The sequence below is a fragment of the Pseudomonas tumuqii genome (assembly GCF_013184545.1).
Classification (GTDB): domain Bacteria; phylum Pseudomonadota; class Gammaproteobacteria; order Pseudomonadales; family Pseudomonadaceae; genus Aquipseudomonas; species Aquipseudomonas tumuqii.
Genome location: NZ_JAAOJA010000012.1, coordinates 98,988 through 125,615 on the forward strand (window position 1 = coordinate 98,988; position 26,628 = coordinate 125,615).

Consider the following 26,628-nt stretch of genomic DNA (forward strand, 5'->3'; position numbering starts at 1 on the left):
CCGTTTATTTGCTGTCGGTCAGTGGCGACGGGGTGGACGGCATGAGGGTGATGACCTGTGGCACCGGATCATATTTACGTTCGGCCAGGCGCCGGCCCTCGGCGGATTGCAGCGCGCAGTCCTGGTCGGATTCGGCGGAGAAGCGCACGACCTCCTCCTCCCAGATCGCATCCAGCGCCTGCGGGGTGTGATCCGGTTGCTCCTCGGCAACGCTCGGGCGGTGCTGGTCGATCTGCCCGGTGGCGCCGATCAGCGCCAGCAACGCGTGGGGCACCAGGGCATGCTCGGCGTCACGGGCCTCCAGGCGCGCGGTGAGCAGGGCGAGGATATGGCTGATCTCGCCCAGCCAGCGACCGACTTCAGCGTCGCTGCGGGTCGACAGGTATTCGAGGAACAGCGGCAGGTAGTCCGGCAGCTCCCGGGCGTCGAGCTGGAAGCCGGCGGCCTGGTACTCGGCGAGCAGGTCGACCATCGCCTGGCCACGGGCGCGGGATTCGCCGTGCACATGCTCGAACAGCAGCAGCGAGGTGGCGCGCCCGCGGTCGAACAGCTCGACATAGCTGGCCTGCAGATCGAGCAGCTCGGTGGTGGCCAGGGTCCGGCACCAGGCGCCGAAACGCGCCCGCAGTCGGGCATCCAGGCGCGCCTCGCCCTGCAGGATGACCGCCAGTTCGGCGGCGGCCGCCTGCAGCTCGGCGCTCGGATAGTCGAGCAGGCGCGCCAGTGCCCGCAGGCTGCGCAAGCCCATGGTCGGTTCAGCGGCTGGACTAGTCATGGCGCATATCCTCCAGCGGGTCGAAGGTTTCCACCGGTTTGACCAGGGTGGTGGTCTGCTTGCGGCCGCCGAACAGGCTGGTCTGGTTGTTGCCGCCCTGGCAGCCGTTGCCGAAGGTGAAGCCGCAGCCGTTGCGCTCGGGGTAGGCATCGCGGGCCATTTCACGGTGGCCGGTAGGGATCACGAAGCGGTCCTCGTAGTTGGCGATGGCCAGGTAGCGGTACATCTCCTCGACCTGGTTCTGGCTGAGGCCGACCTGATCCAGCACCCGGGTGTCGAGGGTGCCGTCCACGTGCTTGCCGCGCATGTACACGCGCATCGCCATCAGGCGCTTGAGGGCGAGGATCACCGGCTCCTCCTCGCCGGCGGTGAGCATGTTGGCCAGGTAGCGCACCGGGATGCGCAGCGATTCGATCTTCGGCAGCACGCCGTCGAACTCGATATGCCCGGCCTCGGCGGCGGACTGGATCGGCGACAGCGGCGGCACGTACCAGACCATCGGCAGGGTGCGGAACTCCGGGTGCAGCGGCAGCGCCAGCTTCCAGTCCATGGCCAGCTTGTAGACCGGCGAGGCCTGGGCCGCGCTGATCACGTTGTCGGGCACGCCGTCCTTGCGCGCCTGGGCGATGACCGCCGGATCGTTAGGGTCGAGGAAGATCTCGCACTGGCGATGGTAGAGGTCGCGCTCGTCCGCCGCGGCGGCCACCTCGGCGATTCGGTCGGCGTCGTAGAGCAGCACGCCGAGGTAGCGGATGCGCCCCACGCAGGTCTCGGAACAGACCGTCGGCTGGCCCGACTCGATACGCGGATAGCAGAAGATGCACTTCTCCGATTTGCCGCTCTTCCAGTTGAAGTAGATCTTCTTGTACGGACAACCGGAGATGCACATGCGCCAGCCGCGGCACTTGTCCTGGTCGATCAGCACGATGCCGTCCTCCTCGCGCTTGTAGATCGCCCCGCTCGGGCAGGAGGCCACGCAGCTCGGGTTCAGGCAGTGCTCGCACAGACGCGGCAGGTACATCATGAAGGTGTTTTCGAACTGACCGTAGATGTCCGCCTCGATCTGCTCGAAGTTGACGTCCTTGCGCCGCTTGGCGAACTCGGTGCCGAGGATCTCCTCCCAGTTCGGCCCCCATTCGATCTTCTTCATCCGCTGCCCGGAAATCTGCGAACGCGGCCGCGCCACCGGCTGGTGCTCGCCGCCCTTGGCGGTGTGCAGGTTCTGATAGTCGAAGGTGAAGGGTTCGTAGTAGTCGTCGATCTCCGGCAGGTCGGGGTTGGCGAAGATGTTCGCCAGCACCCGCCACTTGCCGCCGATACGCGGGTTGATCGAGCCGTCGGCATTGCGCACCCAGCCGCCGCGCCATTTCTTCTGGTTGGCCCACTCCTTGGGGTAGCCGATGCCGGGTTTGGTTTCGACGTTGTTGTACCAGGCGTACTCGATGCCTTCGCGGCTGGTCCAGACGTTCTTGCAGGTCACCGAACAGGTGTGGCAACCGATGCATTTGTCCAGGTTCATCACCATGCCGACCTGCGAGCGGATCTTCATTTCACGGCCTCCTGCGAGTAGTCGTTGCCTTCACCATCCAGCCAGTCGATGTGCTTCATCTTGCGCACGATGACGAACTCGTCGCGGTTGGAGCCGACGGTGCCGTAGTAGTTGAAGCCGTAGGACAGCTGTGCGTAGCCGCCGATCATGTGGGTGGGCTTGGGGCAGACCCGGGTCACCGAGTTGTGGATGCCGCCGCGGGTGCCGGAGACCTCGCTGCCGGGGGTGTTGAGGATGCGTTCCTGGGCGTGGTACATCATCACCATGCCGACCTTGACCCGCTGGCTGACCACCGCCCGCGCGGCGACCGCGCCGTTGGCGTTGTACAGCTCGATCCAGTCGTTGTCCTCGACGCCGATGCTCTTGGCATCGGTTTCCGACAGCCAGACGATGGGCCCGCCGCGCGACAGGGTCTGCATCAGCAGGTTGTCGCTGTAGGTGGAGTGGATGCCCCATTTATGGTGCGGGGTGATCCAGTTGAGGATGATTTCCGGGTTGCCGTTGCCGATGGCCTTGTGATCCGCCACGCTGGCCGGCGCCTTGGTGTCGATCGGCGGGCGGTAGACCATCAGGCTCTCGCCGAAGTCGCGCATCCAGGGGTGATCCTGGTACAGCTGCTGGCGGCCGCTGAGGGTACGCCAGGGAATCAGTTCGTGGACGTTGGTGTAGCAGGCGTTGTAGGACACGTGCTCGTCTTCCAGTCCCGACCAGGTCGGGCTGGAGATGATCTTGCGCGGCTGGGCGACCAGGTCGCGGAAGCGGATCTTCTCGTCCTCCTTGGGCAGCGCCAGGTGGGTGTGGTCGCGGCCGGTGATCTTCGACAGCGCCGCCCAGGCCTTGACCGCCACCTGGCCGTTGGTTTCCGGCGCCAGGGCGAGGATCATCTCGGCCGCATCGATGGCCGAGGCGATTCGCGGCCGCCCCTTGGCCGAGCCCTCCAGCTTGCGGTAGTTGAGCTTGCCGAGCAGCTCGACCTCCTCCTCGGTGTTCCAGGCGATGCCCTTGCCGCCGTTGCCGATGCTGTCCAGCAGCGGCCCCACCGAGCTGAAGCGCTCGTAGGTTTGCGGGTAGTTGCGCTTGACCTCGATCAGCGCCGGCATGGTCTTGCCGGGAATCGGCTCGCACTCGCCGCGCTTCCAGTCGCGCACCTCCGGTTGGGCCAGCTCGCCGGGGCTGTCGTGCTGCAGCGGCAGGCTGACCAGGTCGGTTTCCTCGCCCAGATGGCCGACGCAGACCCGGGCGAAGGCCTTGGCGATGCCGTCGTAGATGTCCCAGTCGCTGCGCGCTTCCCAGGCCGGGTCGGTGGCGGCGGTCAGCGGGTGGATGAAGGGGTGCATGTCCGAGGTGTTGAGGTCGTCCTTCTCGTACCAGGTGGCGGTCGGCAGCACGATGTCGGAGTACAGACAGGTGGTGGACATGCGGAAGTCCAGGGTCACCAGCAGGTCGAGCTTGCCTTCGGCTGGCTGGTCGCGCCAGAGCACTTCCTCGGGCTTGGCCTCGCCGGTCTTGCCCAGGTCGTTGCCGAGCAGGTCGTGGCGGGTGCCGAGCAGGTAACGGAGCATGTATTCGTGGCCCTTGCCGGAGCTGCCCAGCAGGTTGGAGCGCCAGACGAACAGGTTGCGCGGGAAGTTGCGCGGATTGTCCGGGTCCTCGGCGGCGAAGCGCAGGGCACCGCTCTTCAGCTGCTCGACCACATGCTCGGCGCTGCTCTTGCCGGCGGCCTTGGCCTCGGCGGCCAGGCGTAGCGGGTTGCGGTCGAACTGCGGGGCCGAAGGCAGCCAGCCCATGCGTTCGGCGCGCACGTTGAAGTCGATCAGGCTGCCGCGGTACTTCTCCGGCGGCGCCAGCGGCGAGAGGATCTCGCTGACCTTGAGCTTCTCGAAACGCCACTGGCTGGAGTGGTTGTAGAAGAACGAGGTGCCGTTCATGTGGCGTGGCGGGCGGTGCCAGTCGAGGGCGAAGGCCAGTGGCGTCCAGCCGGTCTGCGGACGCAGTTTCTCCTGGCCGACATAGTGCGACCAGCCGCCGCCGGTTTGGCCGACGCAGCCGCACATGACCAGCAGGTTGATCAGGCCGCGGTAGGTCATGTCCATGTGGTACCAGTGGTTGACCCCGGCGCCGACGATGATCATCGAGCGACCCCGGGTCTTGTCCGCGTTGCTGGCGAACTCCCGGGCCAGGCGGATCAGCTGAGCGGCGGGCACCCCGGTGATGCATTCCTGCCAGGCCGGGGTATAGGGCTTGGGCTGGTCGTAGGCAGTGGCGCCGTCGTCCTCGCCGCTGCCGCCGACCGTGGCCTGCAGGCCGCGGTCGATGCCGTGGTTGGCGGCCATCAGGTCGAACACCGTCACCGCCAGCACCTGGCGACCGTCGGCCAGCTGCAGGCGCTTGGCCGGCAGGTGGTGGTAGAGCACGTCGCGTACCTTCAGGTGCGGGAAATGGACGTGTTCGATGCCGCCGAAATAGGGAAAGCCGACCCGCGCCACCTCGTCGTGGCGACCGAGCAGCGACAGTGCCAGGGAGACCTCCCGGCCCTCGCCGTCCACCGGCTCCAGATTCCAGTGGCCCTCCTCGCCCCAGCGGAAACCGATGGAACCACGCGGCACCACCAGGCGCTCGCCGGTTTCGTCCCAGGCCAGGGTCTTCCAGGCCGGGTTGTTGTCCTGACCCAGGTTGGCGGCGAAGTCGCTGGCGCGCAGCTGCTTGCCGGGCACCAGGCCGCCGTCGGCGCGGGTTTCCAGCTCCACCAGGATCGGCATGTCGGTGTAGCGCCGCACGTAGTCGGTGAAGTAGGCGCTGGGTTGCTCCAGGTGGAATTCCTTGAAGATCACGTGGCCCATGGCGATGGCCAGGGCCGAGTCGGTGCCCTGCTTGGGGCTGAGCCACTCATCGCAGAGCTTGGCGACTTCCGCGTAGTCCGGGGTGATGGCCACCGTCTTGGTGCCCTTGTAACGCACCTCGGTGAAGAAGTGTGCGTCCGGGCTGCGCGTCTGCGGCACGTTGGAGCCCCAGGCGATGATGTAGTTGGAGTTGTACCAGTCGGCCGATTCCGGCACGTCGGTCTGCTCGCCCCAGGTCTGCGGGCTGGAGGGCGGCAGGTCGCAGTACCAGTCGTAGAAGGACAGGCACACGCCGCCGATCAGCGACAAGTAGCGGGTGCCGGAGGCGTAGGAAACCATCGACATGGCCGGAATCGGCGAGAAACCGGCGATGCGGTCCGGGCCGTACTGCTTGGCGGTGTAGACGTTGGCCGCGGCGATCAGCGTGTGCATCTCGTCCCAGTCGGCGCGCACGAAGCCGCCCAGGCCGCGGTCATGCTTGTACTGCTGGGTCTTGGCCGGGTCCTCGACGATGCTGGCCCAGGCCTCCACCGGATCCTTGTGCTGTTCCAGCGCGGCGCGCCAGATCTGGATCAGCGGCTTGCGAATCAGCGGGTACTTGAGGCGGTTGGCGCTGTACAGGTACCAAGAGTAGCTGGCGCCCCGCGGACAGCCGCGCGGTTCGTGGTTGGGCAGGTCGGGCCGGGTACGCGGATAGTCGGTCTGCTGGGTTTCCCAGGTCACCAGGCCGTTCTTGACGTAGATCTTCCAGCTGCAGGAGCCGGTGCAGTTCACCCCGTGGGTGGAGCGGGCGATCTTGTCGTACTGCCAGCGCTGGCGATAGCCGTCTTCCCACTCGCGGCTCTCGTCGCGCGTCTCGCCATGGCCGTCGGCAAAATCCGGCGGGCGCTTGACCAGGTATCTGAGGCGGTCAATAAAGTGACTCATTATTTTTCTCCTCTTGTACGGGGCGGCGACCCCGGCGCTGGCAGTCAGGTCAGCAAGGCACCTCCGCATTGCGGCGGGTGTAGTAGAACCAGGTCAAGGCGATGCAGATCCCGTAGAACAGGGTGAAGCCGTACAGCGCCGGCGCGGCGCTGCCGCTCAGGGCGATGGAGCTGCCATAGGCCTTGGGAATGAAGAAGGCGCCGTAGGCGGCCACCGCCGAGATGAAGCCGACCGCGGCGGCGGACTCCTTGTCGCTCTGCAGCCGCTGTTCGGCGGGCGAGAGACCCGGGTTCAGCAGTGGGGTCTGCTGGCGGAAGATCGCCGGGATCATCTGCGTGGTGCTGGCATTGCCGACCCCGGAGAAGAAGAACAGCAGCAGGAACATGGCGAAGAAGCCCCAGAAGCTGCGGGTATCGATGAAAAACAGCACGCCGAATACGCACAGCGCCATCGCCACGAAGACCCAGAGGCTGACCCTGGCACCGCCGAAGCGGTCGGCCAGGCTGCCGGAGAAGGCCCGGCTCAGCGCCCCCACCAGCGGGCCGAGGAAGGCGAACCTGAGCACGTCCACCTCCGGGAACAGGTTGCCGGCCAGCAGCGGGAAGGCCGCCGCGAAGCCGATGAAACTGCCGAAGGTGCCAGTGTAGAGCACGCTCATCAGCCAGGTGTGCTTGCGCGTGAAGATGATCAGTTGGTCCTTGATCGACGACCTGGCGCTGGCGATGTCATTCATGCCGAACCAGGCCGCCAGGGCGGCAATGATGATCAAGGGTACCCAGATGAAGCCGGCATTCTGCAGCCACAGCAGTTGTCCCGTGGCGGTTTGCCGGGGCGCGCCGCCCAGGGCGCCGAATACGCCGGCGGTGATCACCAGCGGCACCAGGAACTGCATGGCGCTGACGCCCAGATTGCCCAGCCCGGCATTGAGGCCCATGGCGCTGCCCTTGGCGCTCTTCGGGAAGAAGAAGGAAATGTTCGCCATGCTCGACGAGAAGTTGCCGCCGCCCAGGCCGCACAGCAGGGCGAGGATCAGCATGACCAGGTAAGGCGTTTGCGGGTCCTGCACCGCGAAGCCGATCCACAGCGCCGGCAGCAGCAGCGAGCCGGTGGACAGCGCCGTCCAGCGCCGGCCACCGAAGATCGGCACCATGAAACTGTAGAAGATCCGCAAGGTCGCCCCGGACAAGCCGGGCAACGCGGCCAGCCAGAACAACTGGTTGGGCGTGTAGTCGAAGCCCACCAGCGGCAGCTTGGCCACCACGACCGACCAGACCATCCAGATGGCGAAGCCGAGCAGCAGGTTGGGGATCGAGATCCACAGGTTGCGCGTGGCGATGCGCTTGCCGTCGGTTTCCCAGAAGCTGGCCTCTTCCGGACGCCAGTCACGCAGTACGAAGCCGCTCGGGGTGGCGAACTCCGGCAGGTCGGTGGTTTCCTGCCGGGCGGCCCATTCCACCCGCTCGGCCATGCGGATCGCGTGGTGCATCCAGGCCAGGGCGCCGGCGGCCACCAGGAACAGCAGCATGAAGGCGCTCTGCCAGACGCCGACCACGTCGTTGAGCATGCCGAAGGTCAGCGGCAGGAAGAAGCCGCCCAGGCCGCCGACCATGCCGACCACGCCGCCCACCGCGCCGACATGGTTGGGATAGTAGGCGGGAATGTGCTTGAACACCGCCGCCTTGCCCAACGACATGAAGAAGCCCAGCACCATGGTCAGCAACACGAAGCCAACCAGCCCGAGTTCCAGGGAGAAGCTGATCTCCTCGCGCACGCCGCTGACCGTGTAGCGGGTCGGCGGGTAGCTGAGCAGGAAGGTGCAGATCACCGAGGCGCCCAGCGTCCAGTACATCACCCGCCGCGCGCCATAGCGGTCGGACAGCCAGCCGCCGAGGATGCGGAACAGCGAGGCGGGAATGGTGTACGCCGCCGCGACCATGCCGGCGGCGGCGATGCCCAGGCCGTAGACCTCGATCAGGTAGTGCGGCAACCACAGCGCCAGGGCGATGAAGGCGCCGAAGACGAAGAAGTAATACAGCGAGAAACGCCAGACCCGCAGTTCGCTCAGCGGCGCCAGTTGCTCCATCAAGGGCGGCGGGACTTTGCGCGCGCGGCTCTGCGGGTCGGTCTGGGCCAGCAGCAGGAAGGCCACGCCCATGATCGCCAGCACGACGGCATAGATCCGCGCCGCACCTTGCCAGCCGAAGGCCAGCAACAGAAAGGGCGCGGCGAAGTTGGTGATGGCGGCGCCGACGTTACCGGCGCCAAAGATGCCCAGCACCGTGCCCTGGCGCTCCTGCTCGAACCAGGTCGAGGTGTAGGCGGCGCCGACGATAAAGGCACCACCGGCCAGGCCGATGCCCAGCGCGGCGAGCAGCAGCATGGGGTAGCTGCTGGCCAGGGTCAGCAGCCAGACGCACAGGGCGGATACCAGCATCAACAGGCCGAATACCCAGCGACCGCCGTAGCGGTCGGTCCAGACGCCGAGGAAGATCCGCGAGATCGAACCGGTCAGCACCGGCGTGGCCATCAGCAGGCCGAGCTGGGTATCGCTCAGGCCGAAGTCGACCTTGAGCTGCAGGCCGAGGATGGAAAAGATCGTCCAGACCGCGAAGCACAGCGTGAAGGCCAGAGTGGAGAGCCCCAGCGCCCGGTATTGATCGCGGGGCAAAGCCGACATCACCATATAAAGCTCCCAGCAAGCGGAGTTTTCAAAGGTAACGGGTCACTTCTTCCGGTCAGGCGACGCTCTTGCTGCGGACTGGCCACGGGTGCACTTGTCAGGCATGCCTGGAACCTGCATGCCCCTTCTGCCGGGACCTCCGAACAAACAACCCTCAGGCACTCGAGAAAACACAAGCGATCGGCCGGCTCCCGAAAAATCGCTATCTCAGCGTAGTCAGCAACTGCTGCTTCCGCCAGCGACCCAGGCATCGGCGCCAAGGACGTGGCCAAGGCCTAGCAGGAGACCGGCGACGACTACAGCTCGATCATGGTCAAGGCCCTGACCGATCGCCTGGCCGAGGCGTGGGCCGAATGGCAGCACCGGCAGGTGCGCAAAAACCAGGCCCGGAATGTCAACGAACGCTGGCTGGCGCCCAACCTCGGCTAGGGCTAGGACAACCAAAGCCAGCGGCGGACAGCCACCCAACGCCAAGCCGGTAGAAACAACGAGGCCCGCAAGCAAGCGGGCCTCGTTGTTTCAGCAGCTCGTCGCCCTGAGAGTTTTTTCACAACCACTGAGCGTTGCCGCTCGCGGGTCAAACGAGCAATTGGTTGTCGCCAAGCTCAAGCGTTCGACGATCCAAGCCAGTCGATCAACTCAGCCGCGTAGTCGACTTGCGGATGATCTTGATCGAGTGCTTGAGCGTCGGTTTGCGCGTCACGCTGATCGCCTTGCGGGTAACGGTATCGATGGTGATATTCCAGAAGCCGCTGCTGGGTACGGTGATTTTCGCCGGGAAGGTATCGAAAGCACCGCCGTGATAGGTGTGCCGGCCGCCATTCTTGAAGCTGCGGAAATTCGCGTCGCTCATCAGGCGGATATTGCAGGTCTGCGAGCACTCGATCACGACTACGTCGTCCTCATTGAGGTGTTCGCGCTGGTGTATGTATTTCATGGGGGGATCCTGCGCTGTTTTTTCCGGGCGCGACCATAGCACAGACGCCCGCAGGCACGCTGAGACAATGCCAGCTAACCTCATCTGGTCAGCTGCCAGCATGCCATGAAACCTGCGGTGAAGCTGCGGCTGCGGGGCAACCCGGATCAAACACTCATGAGCCAGGCATTAACCGATGAGCGATGAGAAGCCTGTCTAGCAACCCCATAACACCCGACCATACCAATCAAAAGGAGTAAGTCTATGCCTCCAGTTAAACACCTGAGCCTGTTAGTGCTCAGTGCCACCTTGCTGACTGCCTGCAGCAGCCAGATGCAGGACGATCAACTGAGCCGAGATGTCAGCACGACCCAAATTTCCGTGGAAGGCGTACCCGGCGGAGTGACCACCGCGGTGGAGCAGATTCACGCCGTGGTCAGCGATATCGACTATGCCGAGCGCAACTTTACCCTCGAGGATGAGCAGGGCCATCGGCGCACCTTTCATGCCAGCCCGGAAATGGTCAATTTTCCGCAGTTGAAGGTCGGCGACAAGGTCAATGCCACCGTGGCTCTGGAACAGGTGGTCTTCCTGCGTGAGCCGAGTGATGAGACACAGGATGGCGCGGCCGGCGTGCTCGCCACCACGCCAGCCGGAGCCAAGCCGGGCATGCTGCTGGCTGAAACCCTGGAAATGACCGCCGTGGTCAAGGCCATCGACACGACGCAGCACACCGCCACCCTGGAGTTCGCTGACGGCAGTCGCAAGACCATCAAGGTTCGCCCAGATGTGCAAATCAAGCCCGAATACCTCAACCGCCAGGTAGTGATTCGCCTGACTGCGGCACTCGCTATCCACGTGGAAACCCTGTAACCCCTACTCGGCGGGCTCAGCGCCCGCCGAGGTCACTGCGTTTCGCGGCCCCGGCGCAGCGTGGTAGCATCCGCGCCCCATGCATATCCATGATTTTCAACAGCAGCTCGCCGCCCTTGGCGGTAAACCCCAGCATGTCGGGCGGATCATGCGTGCCTGGCTGCAAGGCAAGCCGCTCGATACCGGTACGCGCAACCAGAAGACCGAGAACTTCCTGCCGCTGGCGGTGCGCAATGCCCTGCCGCAGCTGACGGAAGCACTCGGCGCCCTCGCCCGCCTCAGCTCCGAGCACCCGGCAGCGGACGGCTCGGCACGCTTGCTGGTGGAGCTGGCCGACAAGCAGATGGTGGAAAGCGTGCTGCTGCCGCGCGATGGCTTGTGCGTGTCGAGCCAGGTCGGTTGCGCGGTGGGTTGCGTGTTCTGCATGACCGGCAAGAGCGGCCTGCTGCGCCAGTTGAGCACGGCCGAGATCGTCGCCCAGGTGGCGCTGGCCCGGCGCTTTCGCCCAGTGAAGAAGGTGGTGTTCATGGGCATGGGCGAGCCGGCGCACAACCTCGACAACGTGCTGCAAGCCATCGACCTGCTCGGCACCGATGGCGGCATCGGTCAGCGCAACCTGGTGTTCTCCACCGTAGGCGATCCGCGAGTGTTCGAGCGCCTGCCGCAACAGCGGATCAAGCCGGCGCTGGCCCTGTCGCTGCACACCACCGATGCCGAACTGCGCCAGCAACTGTTGCCGCGCGCGCCACGTATCGACCCCGAGGAGCTGGTCGAGCTGGGCGAAACCTACGCCCGGCAGATCGATTATCCGATCCAGTACCAGTGGACGCTGCTCAAGGGGATCAACGACAGCCAGGCCGAAATGGACGGCATCCTGCGTCTGCTCAAGGGCAAGTACGCGATCATGAACCTGATCCCCTATAACAGCCTGCAAGACGATGAGTTCCAGCGCCCGGATGGCGAGCGCATCGTGCAGATAGTGCGCTACCTGCACAGCCGCGGCGTGCTGACCAAGGTGCGCAACTCCGCCGGCCAGGATATCGACGGTGGCTGCGGCCAGTTGCGTGCGCGGGCGGTCGAGGTGCTCGACTGCCGTCGCCAGAGTGAGCGCACAGCCGGGGTTTAAGACCTCGGCACGCGGCGAGCCACTGCCGACATGGCGATTGTCGATGTCCCACGTCATGCCTCGGCATCCGTCCGCGGGTTAAGATGCGCACCACCTCCGGCGCTGAGCATCCTGCATGCCGGGTTAACAGGCCCACAGCGAACCCTGCATGATCGAGCGTCAACGCCTACGCCACATCCTCACTCTCGGCCTACCGATTATCGGCGGCATGCTCAGCCAGAGCCTGCTCAACCTGGTGGATGCGGCTATGGTCGGCCACCTCGGCGAGAAGGCACTGGCCGGAGTCGGCATCGGCAGTTATGCCAATTTCATGGCCATCGCCCTGGTCATGGGCCTCGGCGCCGGCGTGCAGGCCCAGGTCGCGCGGCGCCGCGGCGCAGGACGCCTGGACGAACTGGCGGCACCGTTGAATGTCGGCATGCTGATCGCGCTGTGCCTCGCCCTGCCACTGACGGTGTTCTGCTGGTTGAACGCCCAGCCGATCATTCGACTGCTGTCGGGCGACCCCGAAGTACTGGGCATCGGCACCGCCTACTTCGAGTGGCGGGTGCTGGCGATTTTCGCTGTCGGCCTGAACTTCTCCTTCCGCGGCTACTGGAATGGCAACCACCGCTCCGGCATCTATATGCGCACCCTGGTGATCATGCACCTGGCCAACGTGCTGATCAGTTACTCACTGATCCACGGCCTCTTCGGCCTGCCGCAGATGGGCGCACCCGGCTCAGGGCTGGGCACCACTCTGGCGCTGTACCTGGGCTCACTGATCTATGCCGGACAGACCTGGCACAGCGCACGCCACCAGGGTTTTCTGAACCGCCGGCCCAACGCCATTGACCTGCGCGGCATGCTGCGCCTGTCGCTGCCCAACTCGGCTCAGCAATTCTTCTTCGCCACCGGCATTACCGCGCTGTTCTGGATCATCGGCCAGGTCGGCACCGCCGAGCTGGCGGTGGCCCATGTGCTGATCAACCTGGCGCTGCTGCTGATCCTGCCGGCCATCGGCCTGGGCATGGCGGCCACCACCCTGGTCAGCCACAGCCTGGGCGAAAAGGACTTCGACGCCGCCCATCGCTGGGGCTGGGAAGTGGTCAAGGTCGCGGCGGTCGGCCTGATGCTGCTGGGCGCACCCTTCTGGCTGTACCCGGAGCTGATCTTGCGGCTGTTCGTCAGCGATCCGGCGCTGATCGAACTGGGCAGTTGGCCGTTGCGCCTGACCGGCATGGGCATGGTGCTGGATGCCACCGCCCTGGTGCTCACCCAGGCGCTGCTCGGCGCCGGCGCCAGCCGCACGGTGATGCTGGTCAGCCTGGGCAACCAGTGGCTGTTCTTTCTGCCATTGGCTTATCTGCTCGGCCCCATATTGGGCTATGGTTTGCTGGCCATCTGGAGCCTGCAGATTCTCCAGCGCGGCCTCGCCTCGGTGATTTTTGCCGTGATGTGGCAACGGCGAGGCTGGACCCAGATCCAGCTGTGAGCAACTATTGGTGGATGATCGACAGGCCTGACCAATCGCAATTCAGGGGTGCATATGAGCAAGCAGGATGATCCAGACGACAAACCGCTGACTCTATGGGAAATGCTGCAGAGCGTGCTGGCGGCGGCCATTGGCGTACAGAGCGGCAAGAAGCGCAGCCGTGACTTCAGCCGGGGCAAACCCAGCCACTTCATCATCCTCGGGCTGCTGTTCACCCTGCTGTTTGTGCTGGTGATCTTTGCCGTGGTCAAACTGGTGCTGCATTTCGCAGGCGTTTGAACCAGCAGGCCGCTGAAAAACATAGGCGAGGCAGTCGAGCAGCGCGAGACACAGCAGAGAAACAGTACCCACGTACTGACCAGACCAGCCCCCTCCAAAAAGCGTGCGCAGCATAAGCGCCAGACAATGGCCTGCTTGCCATCATCCATCCGCAAACCCATGAAAAAGCCGACTGCAGCGCGCTGCAATCGGCTTTTCAAACAACCTGGGTTATTGCTGGCTCACCCAGAATACCGCTGTGGCTACAGCTAACAGAATCAGGACGAAGATCGCCCTGGCGTCGACAACGCTGTCTCGGCTTTCGGGTTCGGTGTGGTCGGTCATGGGCTACCCTTTTATTGTGCTTATGAGTGGTTCGCTTATGCAGTTAAGCCTAGGTCGCGCGCTTGCTCAAGCACTGAGAGGCTGTGCAAAGACTCTCGCCTACCGCGGTCGCCTGCAAACGCCCTGCATTCCGACCAATTACCTCGAGCAATCCGCGACTGTTGTGGTCAAGTAATTCTGGACATACCTGAAGGGCAGTAAGGTGCTGCACCTGGCCGTGAACGCCTGGAGACGGCCTTACAACGGCGCTCGGTATTTTCACAACCGTTGAGGTTATGTACTCGCCCTTCCTTAGCACTCAAAGTTCTGTCCATATACTAAAACTTCACTTTTGCGCATAACCCTGAGCTGGTATCTTCCCTCAGCTCCGTTAGGGGTGCGCGGCCGTGCGCGCAGAATTGCTGTAAGCAGCCTGAAAACAGGACCCTTCATGTACGTATACGACCAGTACGATCAACAAATCATCGAGGACCGCGTCCAGCAGTTCCGTGATCAGACCCGCCGTTTCCTGGCTGGTGAGCTGAGTGGCGAAGAATTCCGCCCGCTGCGCCTGCAAAATGGCCTGTACATCCAGCGTTTTGCGCCCATGTTGCGAATTGCCGTGCCCTACGGCCTGCTGTCTTCCAGGCAGGTGCGCATGCTGGCCAAGATTGCCCGCGACTACGACAAGGGCTATGCCCACATCAGCACCCGGCAGAACGTTCAGTTCAACTGGCCTGACCTGGAAGACGTACCCGAGATCCTCGCCGAACTGGCCACCGTGCAGATGCATGCGATCCAGACCAGCGGCAACTGCATTCGCAACACCACCACCGACCAGTTCGCGGGCGTGGCCAAGGACGAGATCGTCGATCCACGGCCCTGGTGCGAGATCATCCGCCAGTGGTCGACCTTCCATCCCGAGTTCACCCACCTGCCGCGCAAGTTCAAGATCGCCGTCAATGGCGCAGCCACCGACCGTGCGGCTATCGAAGTGCATGACATCGGCCTCGAGGCGGTGAACAACGCGGCTGGCGAATTGGGCTTCCGTGTCTCCGTCGGCGGCGGCCTGGGCCGTACCCCGGTGGTGGGCAGCTTCATCAATGAATTCCTGCCCTGGCAGCATTTGATCAGCTACCTCGACGCCATCCTGCGTGTGTATAACCGCTATGGCCGGCGCGACAACAAGTACAAGGCGCGCATCAAGATCCTGGTCAAGGCGCTGACCCCCGAGGTGTTCGCCGAGCGTGTCAACGCCGAGTGGGCCCATCTGAAGGATGGGCCGACCACCCTGACCGAAGCCGAAGTGGCGCGCGTCGCTGCGCATTTCGTCGACCCGGCCTACCAGCCGCTGCACGACCAGGACGCGCTCCTGGCGCAACTGGACGCCGAACACCCGGGCTTCGCCCGCTGGCGTCAGCGCAACACCTTCGCCCACAAGCAACCCGGCTATGTCGCCGTCACCCTGTCGCTCAAGCCAACCGGCGTCGCGCCAGGGGATGTCACCGACAAGCAACTCGACGCCATCGCCGAGCTGGCCGATCGCTACAGCTTTGGCGAGGTGCGCAACAGCCATAACCAGAACATCATCTTCGCCGACGTCGAGCAGAGCCAACTGTTCAGCCTCTGGGGCGAACTGCGTGAACACGGCTTTGCCACCCCGAACGTCGGCCTGCTGACCGATATCATCTGCTGCCCGGGTGGCGACTTCTGCTCGCTGGCCAACGCCAAGTCGATCCCGGTAGCCGAAGCCATCCAGCGTCGGTTCGATGACCTGGATTACCTGTTCGACATCGGCGACATCGAGCTGAACATCTCCGGTTGCATGAACGCCTGCGGCCACCACCACGTCGGCCACATCGGCATTCTCGGCGTGGACAAGAAGGGCCAGGAGTTCTACCAGGTATCGATCGGCGGCAACTCCGGCCGCGAAGCCAGCCTGGCGCAGATTCTCGGCCCATCCTTTGCCCAGGAAGACATGCCGGATGTGATCGACAAGCTGATCAAGGTCTATATCGAGCAACGCACCGATGAAGAAAGTTTCCTCGACACCTTCCGCCGTATCGGTGTCGCCCCGTTCAAGGAGCGCGTATATGCAGCGAATCATTAAGAATGGCCAGGTGGTCGACGAAACCTGGCATCTGCTGCCCAAGGACACGACCCTCGACGGCCTGAGCAACTGCGATGACGTGATCGTGCCCCTGGCGCTGTGGATCGAACATCCGCGCGCACTCAAGGCTCGCGACGGCGGCCTGGGCGTTTGGCTGGACGCCGGCGAGGAGATCGAGGAAATCGCCGACCAGCTGGATAACTTCCAGGTGATCGCCCTGAACTTCCCCTCGTTCACCGACGGGCGCCACTGTTCCAGCGCCTATTTGCTGCGCAGCCGCTATGGCTACACCGGTGAGGTGCGCGCCATCGGCGATGTGTTGCGTGATCAGTTGTTCGCGCTCAAGCGCTGCGGTTTCGATGCCTTCGCCCTGCGCGAAGACAAGGACCCGCAGGATGCACTGAAGGCCTTCGAGGAGTTCTCGGAGGTCTATCAGGCTTCCAGCGACCAGCCGCAACCGCTGTTTCGCCGCCGCGCCTGAGCCTCGAAATTGAGCAGGCGGCGGGGATTATCCCGCCGCCCTCTCACACCATCTGGCTACGGTTTCGCATGCGTGGTTCAAGCCATACGAGCAGCCCGACTGATCGTATCGAAACCAGCCCGAATCGATCCCACCGCTGCTTCGCTAGCCGCCTGCGTCATGGGCAACACGCCCGAGATCCGTCACTGACCTCGACCGTTGACCACTGATGCCCAGGCGCGAGCCGCATTGCCCCCCGTCGTATCAGGTTGCCCTTACGCGCAACGCGCCATGCCGCACCCAATAAAAAACGCGGCCGAAGCCGCGTTGCGAGAGTGATTTGCCGCCGTAAAGATCAGGCCACTGCAGCCTGCTGCAAATCTCGCCCGAAGGCATATCGCAGGGTAACCCGGCGCACGGGAGCACGTGCGCCGAGGAGCAACATTTGACTCAGAAAAAGCCCAGCGGGTTGATGTCGTAGCTGATCAGCAGGTTCTTGGTCTGCTGGTAGTGGTCGAGCATCATCTTGTGGGTTTCGCGGCCGACGCCGGACTTCTTGTAACCACCGAAGGCGGCGTGCGCCGGGTACAGGTGGTAGCAGTTGGTCCACACACGACCGGCCTTGATCGCCCGGCCCATGCGGTAGGCGCGGTTGATGTCGCGGGTCCACAGACCGGCGCCGAGGCCAAACTCGGTGTCGTTGGCGATCGCCAAGGCTTCGGCTTCGTCCTTGAAGGTGGTGATACCCACCACCGGGCCGAAGATCTCTTCCTGGAACACGCGCATCTTGTTGTTGCCCTTGAGCAGGGTCGGCTGGATGTAGTAACCGCTGGCCAGATCGCCTTCCAGACGCTCGGCGGCGCCGCCGGTGAGCAGCTCGGCCCCTTCCTCCTGGGCGATCTGCAGGTAGCTGAGGATCTTGTCGTACTGCTGCTCGGAGGCCTGGGCACCGACCATGGTCTCGGTATCCAGCGGGTTGCCACGCTTGATCACCTTGATCTTCTTCATCACCTCGACCATGAAGGCGTCGTAGATCGACTCCTGTACCAGCGCGCGCGACGGGCAGGTGCACACTTCGCCCTGGTTGAAGAAGGCCAGTACCAGACCTTCGGCGGCTTTTTCGATAAAGGCCGGCTCGGCGTTCATGATGTCTTCGAAGAAGATGTTCGGCGACTTGCCGCCCAGTTCCACGGTCGACGGAATGATGTTCTCGGCGGCGCATTTGAGGATGTGCGAACCCACCGGGGTGGAGCCGGTGAAGGCGATCTTGGCGATGCGCTTGCTGGTGGCCAGGGCCTCACCGGCTTCGCGGCCGAAACCCTGGACCACGTTGAGCACGCCCGGCGGCAGCAGGTCGCCGATCAGTTCCATCAGCACAGTGATCGACAGCGGGGTCTGCTCGGCCGGCTTGAGCACGATGCAGTTGCCGGCAGCCAGGGCCGGCGCCAGTTTCCAGGCAGCCATCAGCAGCGGGAAGTTCCACGGGATGATCTGCCCGACCACGCCCAGCGGCTCGTGGAAGTGATAGGCAGCAGTGTGCTCGTCGATCTCGGCGGCGCTGCCTTCCTGGGCGCGGATGCAGCCGGCGTAGTAGCGGAAGTGGTCGGCGGCCAGCGGCACGTCGGCGTTGAGGGTTTCGCGCACGGCCTTGCCGTTGTCCCAGGTTTCGGCCACGGCCAGCACTTCGAGGTTGGCTTCGATGCGGTCGGCGATTTTCAGCAGTACCAGCGAACGGTTCTGCACCGAGGTCTTGCCCCAGGCATCGGCGGCGGCATGGGCGGCATCCAGGGCGCGCTCGATGTCTTCGGCACTGGAACGGGGGAATTCACCGATCACAGAGGCATCGACCGGGCTGGTATTGGTGAAGTACTGGCCGTTGACCGGCGCTACGAATTCGCCACCGATAAAGTTACCGTAGCGCGGCTTGAGGTTGACAACTGCGCCTGGCGTGCCGGGTTTAGCGTAAATCATGATGATGACCTCTCTTCTCTTGTCGGAGCCTGCCCCCGGGAACGTGGAACAGGTCATGGTTCGATATTAGGAAGCTGCCGGCTCGGCCGGTATGCGCCCATGGCACACAACCTCTCGTCATTTGGTAGTAGATGCGCAGGTTGTCTGTGCCGGGCTTTGGCTCGCCCAACTGGCGATGTAACTGGACAATTAAGCGTAGCTGCTTCTGCCAGTGCATGCCGTCGACCATCCTGGTAAACAGACAGTAGGCTGTATATGGACTCCGGCAGTGCACCATTGCTGCATCGGCGCTGCACAAAGCTGGCGGGCTGTCGCTGCGCTGCGAACGGAGCGCCGCCCGGGTCGCCAACAGACAGCTCGTGTTCGGGCCAGGGTTTCACAGCAGCAGATAACTCGCCAAGCAAGTTTCACCCTTCATTAAAGCGGGCAATCCAGACACAACACCCGCGCGGCAAAAGGCACTTACCTTACTGGCCAACTGCGTATTCACCCTTGATTAAAATCAACAACCGGGCAGCCTACTTCAACTATTTAAATCATGCAGCAAATCTACTACCAACTACCCGGATAGCTCACTCCAAAGTCTTATTAATCTTCGCCGGCGCTTGCCTGTAGCCTCAAGTTGCAACACCGCAAAACATTGAACTTACCTAATAACAGGAGATAGGCCATGCAGTGGATAGATCCGGACTTTTGCGACCTGCGTCTGGGCTTCGAAGTCACCGCGTACGTTTACGTGCGCTAAGCCGTTAACCCGGCGGAGCGCCTGAGAGGGCGCCCCGCCGCCGCAGCCGCGAGGCAGGCCATGACAACTGTTCCGATAGACCTGGCAGATCGTTTCGAAATCCGCCCGCCCTTCATGTTCCGCTGGGAACAGTCGCAGCAAGCCCATGTTCTTCTTTATCCGGAAGGCATCGTCAAACTTAATAAAACCGGCGGCGATATTCTCAACTGCTGCGATGGCCAGACTGACGTAGCCGAATTGATCGAGAAACTTGGCGCACTGTATGAAGTAGCCGACGCGAATGTAATCAGCAATGGCGTCCTGCGTTTCCTGGAGGTGTCCCGTGGCAAAGGCTGGATCCGAATTAAGACTTGATGGCAATGGCAACCCGGTCTGGTTGTTGCTGGAATTAACCTACCAGTGCCCGTTGCAATGCGTGTTCTGCAGCAACCCGCGCAACTTTGCCGATTACCGTCGCAATGAGTTGAGCACGGCCGAGTGGATCGACGTGATGCGCCAGGCCCGCGAGCTCGGCGCCATGCAGATCGGTTTTTCCGGTGGCGAGCCGACGTTGCGCAAGGATCTGGAAATTCTGGTGGCCGAGGCCGATCGCTTGGGCTACTACACCAACCTGATCACCTCCGGCATCGGCCTCACCGAGGCCCGCCTGCGCGCACTCAAGGACGCCGGCCTGCGGCATATCCAGCTCGGCTTCCAGTCCACCGACCGGGCCACGGCGCAACAGCTGGCCGGCGTCGATTGCCTGGAGCGCAAGCTCGGCATGGCCCGCGCGATCAAGGCCCAGGGTTTCCCGATGGTGCTCAACGTACCCATCACCCGGCAGAACATCGGCCAGATCCCGCAGATCATCGAATTCGCCGCCGAGCTCGGGGTGGACTACATCGAGCTGGCCAACGTGCAGTACTACAACTGGGCGCTGCTCAACCGCGAGCAGCTGATGCCGACCCGCGAGGAACTGCTGCGTGCCGAAGCCCAGGTGCAAGAGGCCCGCGAGCGCCTGGGCGATCGCCTGACCATCTTCTTCGTCATCCCCGACTACTACGAGGGCCGGCCCAAGGCCTGCATGAACGGTTGGGGCGCCATCCACCTGACCATTGCGCCCAACGGCAACGTGCTGCCCTGCTCCCAGGCCAGCAGCTTCGAGCACCTGGACTTTCCCAACGTGCGCCAGCAGCGCCTGGGCGAAATCTGGCACGACTCGCCGATCTTCAATCTGTACCGCGGCGATGCCTGGATGCCGCAGCCGTGCCGCAGCTGCGACGAGAAGGAAAAGGACTTCGGCGGCTGCCGCTGCCAGGCGCTGCTGCTCACCGGTTCCGGCGACAACACCGATCCGGCCTGCAGCAAGTCGCCACATCATCACCTGATCAAGCAGGCGGTGGCACTGGCGCAGCAGGCGCCGCACCCACCGGGCAAGCTGATTGCGCGCCACGCCAGCCAGGGGGTGAACATTGCAACTACCCCATGACTCCTTCGCCGGCACCGTCGGCGCCGGCCTCGTGCTGACCCTGGGCTGCTACCTGTTGCTCCAATTCTGGCTGATATAGGAGCGGGCCATGACCGTCATCGATCTACTGGCTCGCTACGCCCATCTGCTGTTCGCCCTGGTCTGGGTCGGTCACAACTACGCCAACTTCATCCAGAACCCCAGGTTCGTGCCGCTGCAGAACGGCATCGACACCGCGACCCTGAACCGCGACCTGGAACAGCGGATGAAGCGCGAACACGGCATCTTCCGCTACGCCTCGCTGGTGGTCTGGGCCTCCGGGCTGCTGATGCTCTGGCAGCGCGGCTGGCTGGAAGACGCCCTGCTGCTGCAGGGTCCGCTGGCGGTGATCGGCCTCGGCGCCTGGATCGGCACCCTGATGCTGCTCAATCTGTGGCTGGTGCTCTGGCCGCACCAGAAGAAGCTGCTGGGTTTCATCCCGGCCAGCCTGGAGGAACGAGTGCGCTGCTCGCGGATCACCTTCCTCTCCTCGCGCAGCAACACCATCCTGTCGATGCCCTTGCTGTTTCTGATGGCGGCTGGTGGTCATGGCCTGCATCTGTTTTCCTGAAGACGCGCCGGCGCCCCGCAACGGCGAGCGCTACAACTTCGCCGCCGGGCCGGCGATGCTGCCGCCGACGGTGCTCGCGCAGATCCAGGACGAGCTGCCGGACTGGCAAGGTAGCGGCCTGTCGTTGCTGGAGCAGCCGTTCACCGGCGCGCCGTTCAAAGGCCTGATGCACGAGGCCGAACAGGATCTGCGCGAACTGCTGACAATCCCGCCGAACTACCGCGTGCTGTTCATGCATGGCGGCGCCACCTGCCAGTTCGGCCTGCTGCCGCTGAACCTGCTCGCGCCCGGCCAGTCGGCCGATTACCTGGACAGCGGCTACTGGGCGGCCAAGGCGATTGCCGAGGCCCGCCGCCATGCGCCGCTGAACATCATTGCCAGCGGCGCCGGCGACGACTTCCGCTCCATTGCGCCACTCGAGCAATGGCGACTCGACCCGCGGGCCGGCTACTGCCACATCACCAGCAACGAGACCGCCAACGGCCTGCAGCTGCAGCACTTCCCCGAATTGTCGGTGCCGCTGGTGGCGGACATGAGCTCGGACTTCCTCACCCGCCCGCTGCCGGTCGAACGCTTCGGCCTGATCTACGCCAGCGCGCAGAAGAACCTCGGCATCGCCGGCCTGTGCCTGCTGATCGTCCACGACGACCTGCTCGAGGCGCCGCGCCCTGGGCTGCCTTCGCCGTTCAGCTACGCCCTGCAGGCCGAGCAGCAGAGTCGCCTGTGCACCCCGCCGACCTTCGCCCTCTATTGCGCCGCCTTGATGCTTTGCTGGATCGACCAGCAGGGCGGGCTCGCGGTCGTGGCCGACGCCAACCGGCACAAGAGCCAATTGCTCTACCAGCACATCGATGCCAGCGACCTTTACCACTGCCGCCAGCGGCCGGCGGATCGCTCCGCCATCAATGTCTGCTTCCACCTGCGCGACCCACGCCTGCTGCCGGAGTTTCTCAGGGAGGCCGCAGCGGCAGGCCTGCTCAATCTGCAGGGCCATGCCGCCATCGGTGGCGTGCGCGTCAGCCTGTATAACGCCATGCCGCTGGCCGGGGTCGAGCGCCTGCTGGCATTCATGCGCGACTTCGAACGCCAGCATGGCTGATGCCATGGGCAGCTTCGGTCATAAATTGGCGCTGCAACTGGCCTGCATCAGCGCCCGCTGCCTGACGGCGCCCGCCTGCGCGTGCCCCGTCGAGGTGATGGGCCTGCACTTCGCGGCACCGCTGGGGATCGCCGCCGGCTTCGACCGGTTGGGCCGACTCGGCCGACGTGCCGGCGCACTGGGCTTGGGTTTCAACGAAATCGGCAGCATCGATCTTGGCGCGATAACCCAACTGTCGGCGCAGGCGCTCTCGCCCGGGGCGGCGCGCCTGGGCATCAACCTCAGCCTGGCCCCGGACATTAGCCTCGCGGCGCTGCGCGCCGGCCTGGCCCGCGCCTGGCCGCTGGCCGACTACCTGACCCTGAACCTGATCGGGCCGAGCAGTGCTGCACTGCTCGGCGCCGAACAACGGCCACGGCTGCGCCAGCTGTTGGCCGCGGCGCGCACCGAGCAGCAGCGCCTGGACCGGCCCCAGCGTCGCGTGCCGCTGGCAGTCAAACTGCGCTGCCTGCCCGGCCAGGTGCCGCTGGAGTTGGCCGAACTGCTGCTGGAATTGGGTTACGACGGCCTGCTCGCCGCCCACGATCCCGGCCCACCGGCGACCCGCCAGCGTTATCACACCTGGCAGGATGCCGCACAGCAGGCCCAGGCCTGCGCGCAGATCGAGCAGCTGCGACGCTTGTGCGGCAAACGGATCGCCCTGATGTCGGTCGGCGGCATCCAGACCGCCGAACACCTCCAGGCCCGGCTCGCCGCCGGCGCCGAACTGGTGCAGGTGCACAGCATCCTGCTGCATGGCTGGCCCTGGAATGTGCAGCGCCTGCTCGCCGGCGGCAGGCCTGCATAACCGTCGAATTCCTGGTGCGCACGGCGCACCCTACCCGTGGCGCAGCGCCCTGCGCACCATCGGTGACGGGCTGCCGGTGCGCGCACCCTTCGAATCCGCCAGGTGCCAGAAAGCACAAGGCCGGCTAAAGAGCCGGCCTTGTGCATCATTGGTGTTTCAGGAGTAACCGATCAGCGCTTGGCGACCAGGTCCTTCGGCAACTTGAAGGTCCAGAGCATGCCGCCCTGGTTGAAGTCCTTCACCCGTTTGGCCACTTCGCCGCCCCACAGCGGCACCGCGCCGCCCCAGCCGGAGAGTACGGAGACATACTGCTCGCCGTCCATTTCCCAGGTAACCGGGGAGCCGAGTACGCCGGAACCGGTCTGGAATTCCCAGACCTGCTCGCCGGTCTTGGCGTTGAAGGCCTTGAGGAAGCCCTCAGGTGTGCCGGTGAACACCAGGTTGCCCTTGGTGGTCATCACCCCGCCCCACAGTGGCGCGAAGTTCTTCTGCCGCCAGACTTCCTTGCCGGTCTTCGGGTCGATGGCGCGCAGCACGCCGATGTAGTCCTCGTTCAGCGGACGGATGGTGAAGCCGGCACCGAGGTAGGCGGCGCCCTTCTTGTAGGCGATCTCCTCGTTCCAGATGTCCATGCCCCATTCGTTGGACGGCACATAGAACAGGCCGGTGTCCTGGCTGTAGGCCATCGGCATCCAGTTCTTCGCGCCGAGGAAGGCTGGTGCGGCGAACACCGAACTGCCCTTGGTCTCGCTACCCGGCGAACCCGGACGGTTGGTCTCGTCGTAGATCGGCCGACCATTCTTGTCCAGGCCCTTGGCCCAGGTGATCTTGTCGACGAACGGGAAGCCGCGGATGAACTTGCCGTTGGTGCGATCCAGCACGTAGAAGAAGCCGTTACGGTCGGCGGTAGCCGCGGCCTTGATGGTCTTACCACCTTCCTGGTAGTTGAAGGAGACCAGCTCGTTGACGCCGTCGAAGTCCCAGCCGTCGTGCGGGGTGGTCTGGAAGTGCCACTTGATGGTGCCGTCGTCCGGGTTCAGGGCCAGACGCGAGGACGAATAGAGGTTGTCGCCAGGGCGCAGGTGCGAGTTCCACGGTGCCGGGTTACCGGTACCGAACAGCAGCAGGTTGGTTTCCGGGTCGTACAGGCCGCCCAGCCAAGGCGCCGCACCGCCGGTCTTCCACAGGTCGCCCGGCCAGGTCTTGCCGGCTTCGCCGCCGGAGATGCCGCTCTCGACCGCCTTGCCGTCCTTGTAGACGTAGCCCATGTGGCCTTCCACGGTCGGCCGGGTCCACAGCAGTTCGCCATTTTTCGGGTCATAGGCCTCGATCTTGCCGACCACGCCGAATTCACCACCGGAGACCCCGGTGATCAGCTTGCCGTTAACCACCAGCGGCGCCGCGGTGATCGAGTAACCGGCCTTGTGGTCGGCGACGCTCTTGCGCCACACCACTTTGCCGGTGTCCTTGTTCAAGGCCACCAGTTTGGCGTCCAGGGTGCCGAAGATCACCAGGTCGCCGTACAACGCCACACCACGGTTGATCACGTCGCAGCACGGACGGATGTCATCCGGCAGGCGCGCATCGTATTGCCAGAGTTCCTTGCCGGTGCGCGCATCCACAGCGAAAACCCGCGAGTAGGAGGCAGTGACGTACATCACGCCGTCCTTGATCAGCGGCTGGGCTTGCTGGCCGCGCTGCTTTTCACCGCCGAAGGACATCGCCCAGACCGGGCGCAGATCCTTGATGTTGTCGGTATTGAGGATATCCAGCGTGCTGTAGCGCTGACCTTGCAGGCCCATGCCGTTGGTCACGATCTGGTTGGTGGAGTTCACATCGTCCAGGATTTCCTGGTCGGTGACAGCCCACGCCGACAGGGCGGGGAAGAACATGGCGGCGCACAGTGCACTCAGCACCAAGGGCTTGCGTAGACCGGAGTGTTTCATTGCGGTTACCTCTGCGGGTTAATTGTTATCCCCGGGAAATTTTCCCGGTCTGCCGCTAATTCTTGGCTGCAGGGGCTCAAGCAACAATTGATCGCAGTGCCGATTTAACTACTCCCTTGGTAGCAATACCTGCCCACCGACCAACAGTGCCTGCCACATCAGCCAGCCCGCTATTGCCGTGAGCGCGAGCGGCTGGCGATCCGTTGCAGCCGCGCAGCGCTTGCTGCCTGAGCCGTAGCGTTCGCCACTGGAGCCGCCCCTGCAACAGCCGCGAACGCCCGCCACCCCGACTTAAGTGTCACCCCGGCCACCTGAAAAGAGCATACCCAGCACACCGCGCAAGGTTTAGAAAGTGACACCCCGCGCCAAGGAGAAAGCCCCATGGGCCGTGTCATCGTATTCTGTTGCCTGCTGCTCAACTGCCTGGGCAACAGCCTGCTGGCCGAACCGATCAAGATCGGCCTCAGCTACCCACGCACCGGCAATTACAAGGCCGAAGGCCTGGAACTGCATCGCGGCGCCTTGATGGCAGTCGCGGCCATCAACGGCAGTGGCGGCCTGCTCGGGCGCCCCGTGCAGCTCCTGACCCGCAACAGTGCCTCGCGCGCGCAGAACGCCCAGACCAACGTCGAGCGCTTCGCCCGCCAGGGCGCGCAGATGGTCTTCGGCGGCGCCACCAGCGAAGAGGCGATCGCCGCCGGCCAGCGCGCCCGGCAACTCGGCCTGCTGTACTTCGCCACGCTCAGCTATGCCAACGAGGTGACCGGCCGCGAAGGCCATCGCTACCTGTTCCGCGAGTCCAGCAGCGCCTTGATGAGCGCCCGCGTACTCGGCGAATACCTCGGCTGGCACATGCCGCGCCAGCGCTACCACTACATCATCGTCGACGACACCTGGGGCCGCAGCATCGAAAGCGAGCTGCGCGCCAGCACCGGCAGCCAGGATCGCGCCCGCCACGGCCGTAGCGCCCTGCCCTCGTCTGCCGCGGTGCGCCAGCATTACCTGGACGCCTTGAACAAGGCCGCCGCCAGCGATGCCGATATCCTGGTGCTGGCGCTGCTCGGCGAAGACCTGCTGCGCAGCATGCGCCTGGCGCACAACCTGGGGTTGCACACGCGCATGCAGATCATCGTGCCGCACCTGAGCAAGAGCATCGTGCAGCAGGCCGGGCCCAAGGTCATGCAAGGCGTGATCGGCACCGAGTCCTGGACCTGGCAAGTACCCACCCGGGAAAACAGCCCGGCCGGGCAAGCCTTCGTCGACGACTACATTCGCCAGCACCAGGAATACCCCGACAGCGCCGCCGCCTCGGCCTACGCCATCGTCCAGCAATGGGCCGATGCCGTGCGCCGCAGCGCCAGCCTGGATAGCGAGAAGCTGATCGGCGCCCTCGAGGACCACCGCTACAGCCTGCTCAAAGGTCCCCAGCAATGGCGCGCCTTCGATCACCAGAATGTGCAGAGCATCTACGCGGTCAGGGTCAGGAGCCGCCGCCAGATCATGCAGGATCCGCTCAAACAGGATTACTTCGAGATCATCCACCAGATGTCCGGCGCGGTCGCCGCCCCGAGCCACGACGACTGGCAGCAGGAGCGCGGGGAAGACCTGGTATTGCAGTAGCCCCAGCTTTGGTCTGATTGAACCGGTCACC

The 26,628-nt window shown here is 64.2% G+C and carries 20 protein-coding genes and 2 pseudogenes; 14 read left to right on the forward strand and 8 right to left on the reverse strand.

All coding sequences use genetic code 11. The annotated features are described in order from the left end of the window. Positions 1-4: 4 nt before the first annotated feature. From narJ to G9C89_RS25610, 5 genes and pseudogenes are all read right to left on the reverse strand, one after another. Positions 5-775 (reverse strand): nitrate reductase molybdenum cofactor assembly chaperone, encoded by a 771-nt coding sequence (narJ, locus tag G9C89_RS20015; RefSeq protein ID WP_172151405.1) that lies wholly within the window; start codon positions 773-775, stop codon positions 5-7. After that, on the reverse strand, positions 768-2,324 hold the full coding sequence (gene narH, locus G9C89_RS20020) for a nitrate reductase subunit beta (RefSeq protein WP_172151407.1): 1,557 nt from the start codon (positions 2,322-2,324) through the stop codon (positions 768-770). Before narH ends, narJ begins: the two co-directional genes overlap by 8 nt. Beyond that, positions 2,321-6,091 (reverse strand): nitrate reductase subunit alpha, encoded by a 3,771-nt coding sequence (locus tag G9C89_RS20025; protein ID WP_172151409.1) that lies wholly within the window; start codon positions 6,089-6,091, stop codon positions 2,321-2,323. The genes narH and G9C89_RS20025 overlap by 4 nt, the downstream gene beginning before the upstream one ends. Positions 6,092-6,140: 49 nt before the next feature. Then, positions 6,141-7,559, reverse strand: a complete 1,419-nt coding sequence (locus tag G9C89_RS25605) for a NarK family nitrate/nitrite MFS transporter (protein WP_390623853.1) — start codon at positions 7,557-7,559, stop codon at positions 6,141-6,143. 384 nt (positions 7,560-7,943) lie between these two features. Beyond that, a pseudogene (locus G9C89_RS25610) lies at positions 7,944-8,774 on the reverse strand (MFS transporter); the annotation flags it as partial. A gap of 243 nt (positions 8,775-9,017) precedes the next feature. Here G9C89_RS25610 and G9C89_RS25615 point away from each other — a divergent pair. Then, positions 9,018-9,152 (forward strand): annotated as a pseudogene (locus tag G9C89_RS25615) (vitamin B12 dependent-methionine synthase activation domain-containing protein); the annotation flags it as partial. A gap of 253 nt (positions 9,153-9,405) precedes the next feature. Here G9C89_RS25615 and G9C89_RS20040 read toward each other — a convergent pair. Beyond that, positions 9,406-9,708 carry a DUF1883 domain-containing protein gene (locus tag G9C89_RS20040; protein WP_172151415.1) on the reverse strand — a complete coding sequence of 101 codons (303 nt, stop codon included), beginning with the start codon at positions 9,706-9,708 and terminating at the stop codon, positions 9,406-9,408. 243 nt (positions 9,709-9,951) lie between these two features. Here G9C89_RS20040 and G9C89_RS20045 point away from each other — a divergent pair, with 243 nt between their 5' ends. The 6 genes from G9C89_RS20045 (at position 9,952) to G9C89_RS20070 (ending at position 16,333) form a co-directional block, all read left to right on the forward strand. Beyond that, a complete protein-coding gene (locus G9C89_RS20045; RefSeq protein ID WP_172151417.1) occupies positions 9,952-10,560 on the forward strand; it encodes a hypothetical protein in 609 nt (202 codons plus the stop codon). A gap of 79 nt (positions 10,561-10,639) precedes the next feature. After that, on the forward strand, positions 10,640-11,686 hold the full coding sequence (locus G9C89_RS20050; protein WP_172151419.1) for an RNA methyltransferase: 1,047 nt from the start codon (positions 10,640-10,642) through the stop codon (positions 11,684-11,686). A gap of 148 nt (positions 11,687-11,834) precedes the next feature. Further along, positions 11,835-13,160: an MATE family efflux transporter gene (locus tag G9C89_RS20055; protein ID WP_172151421.1), complete on the forward strand. Its 1,326-nt coding sequence runs from the start codon at positions 11,835-11,837 to the stop codon at positions 13,158-13,160. Positions 13,161-13,214: 54 nt separating this feature from the next. Then, positions 13,215-13,439 carry a DUF2970 domain-containing protein gene (locus G9C89_RS20060; RefSeq protein ID WP_172151423.1) on the forward strand — a complete coding sequence of 75 codons (225 nt, stop codon included), beginning with the start codon at positions 13,215-13,217 and terminating at the stop codon, positions 13,437-13,439. 754 nt (positions 13,440-14,193) lie between these two features. Then, entirely contained in the window at positions 14,194-15,852 is a 1,659-nt protein-coding gene (locus tag G9C89_RS20065; protein WP_172151425.1) for a nitrite/sulfite reductase, read from the forward strand. Beyond that, entirely contained in the window at positions 15,836-16,333 is a 498-nt protein-coding gene (locus G9C89_RS20070) for a DUF934 domain-containing protein (protein WP_172151427.1), read from the forward strand. Before G9C89_RS20065 ends, G9C89_RS20070 begins: the two co-directional genes overlap by 17 nt. 429 nt (positions 16,334-16,762) lie before the next feature. Here G9C89_RS20070 and exaC read toward each other — a convergent pair whose 3' ends face one another. After that, on the reverse strand, positions 16,763-18,283 hold the full coding sequence (gene exaC, locus G9C89_RS20075; RefSeq protein WP_172151429.1) for an acetaldehyde dehydrogenase ExaC: 1,521 nt from the start codon (positions 18,281-18,283) through the stop codon (positions 16,763-16,765). 670 nt (positions 18,284-18,953) lie between these two features. Between exaC and pqqA the strand changes: the two genes are divergently transcribed. The 6 genes from pqqA to G9C89_RS20105 all read left to right on the forward strand — a co-directional run bounded on the left by pqqA (position 18,954) and on the right by G9C89_RS20105 (position 23,031). Beyond that, positions 18,954-19,028, forward strand: coding sequence for a pyrroloquinoline quinone precursor peptide PqqA (gene pqqA / locus G9C89_RS25620; protein ID WP_003282509.1), 75 nt, complete (start codon positions 18,954-18,956; stop codon positions 19,026-19,028). A gap of 60 nt (positions 19,029-19,088) precedes the next feature. Further along, positions 19,089-19,382 carry a pyrroloquinoline quinone biosynthesis peptide chaperone PqqD gene (pqqD, locus tag G9C89_RS20085; protein WP_172151431.1) on the forward strand — a complete coding sequence of 98 codons (294 nt, stop codon included), beginning with the start codon at positions 19,089-19,091 and terminating at the stop codon, positions 19,380-19,382. Then, a complete protein-coding gene (gene pqqE, locus G9C89_RS20090) occupies positions 19,321-20,496 on the forward strand; it encodes a pyrroloquinoline quinone biosynthesis protein PqqE (protein WP_178115640.1) in 1,176 nt (391 codons plus the stop codon). The genes pqqD and pqqE overlap by 62 nt, the downstream gene beginning before the upstream one ends. Positions 20,497-20,584: 88 nt before the next feature. Further along, a complete protein-coding gene (locus tag G9C89_RS20095) occupies positions 20,585-21,085 on the forward strand; it encodes a urate hydroxylase PuuD (protein ID WP_172151435.1) in 501 nt (166 codons plus the stop codon). Next, positions 21,063-22,184 carry a 3-phosphoserine/phosphohydroxythreonine transaminase gene (gene serC / locus G9C89_RS20100; RefSeq protein WP_172151437.1) on the forward strand — a complete coding sequence of 374 codons (1,122 nt, stop codon included), beginning with the start codon at positions 21,063-21,065 and terminating at the stop codon, positions 22,182-22,184. The genes G9C89_RS20095 and serC overlap by 23 nt, the downstream gene beginning before the upstream one ends. Continuing rightward, positions 22,177-23,031 carry a phosphoserine aminotransferase gene (locus tag G9C89_RS20105; RefSeq protein WP_256674334.1) on the forward strand — a complete coding sequence of 285 codons (855 nt, stop codon included), beginning with the start codon at positions 22,177-22,179 and terminating at the stop codon, positions 23,029-23,031. Before serC ends, G9C89_RS20105 begins: the two co-directional genes overlap by 8 nt. A 170-nt stretch (positions 23,032-23,201) precedes the next feature. Here the strand turns inward: G9C89_RS20105 and G9C89_RS20110 are convergent, their stop codons facing one another. After that, complete coding sequence (locus G9C89_RS20110; RefSeq protein ID WP_172151439.1) at positions 23,202-24,977, reverse strand: PQQ-dependent methanol/ethanol family dehydrogenase; 1,776 nt, start codon at positions 24,975-24,977, stop codon at positions 23,202-23,204. Between the two features lie 381 nt (positions 24,978-25,358). Here G9C89_RS20110 and G9C89_RS20115 point away from each other — a divergent pair, with 381 nt between their 5' ends. After that, a complete protein-coding gene (locus G9C89_RS20115; RefSeq protein WP_172151441.1) occupies positions 25,359-26,597 on the forward strand; it encodes an ABC transporter substrate-binding protein in 1,239 nt (412 codons plus the stop codon). The last annotated feature ends 31 nt before the right edge of the window (positions 26,598-26,628 follow it).